The sequence below is a fragment of the Paraburkholderia sp. SIMBA_027 genome (assembly GCF_046535315.1).
Lineage (GTDB): Bacteria > Pseudomonadota > Gammaproteobacteria > Burkholderiales > Burkholderiaceae > Paraburkholderia > Paraburkholderia tropica.
Genome location: NZ_JAWRWY010001710.1, coordinates 1 through 231 on the forward strand (window position 1 = coordinate 1; position 231 = coordinate 231).

Here is a 231-nt window from a genome sequence, read left to right on the forward strand (position 1 = left end):
GCCTTGTCCGCCGCCGCGGTGACGGTGCCGTCCACATCTCTGCTGCTTATCATGCCAGCGTTGGTGAGATAGCTCGTCCCGCCGCTGCCGTTCTGCACGGCCACGGCCATGCCCAGGAGCGACGGCAGGCTGGAGCCGCCGCCGACGCCGGGGGTGACGCCGACAATCGCCCCCGTCATCTCATTGGTCACCCGTGTGACGCCGGCCGAACTGTTGCCGACGAACACGCCG

General features: G+C 69.3%; 1 protein-coding gene. It reads right to left on the bottom strand.

Annotated elements, in window-relative coordinates; genetic code table 11:
- Positions 1 to 231 (bottom strand): hypothetical protein (locus SB764_RS45015; protein WP_410867438.1); only part of this gene is annotated, 231 nt, incomplete at both ends.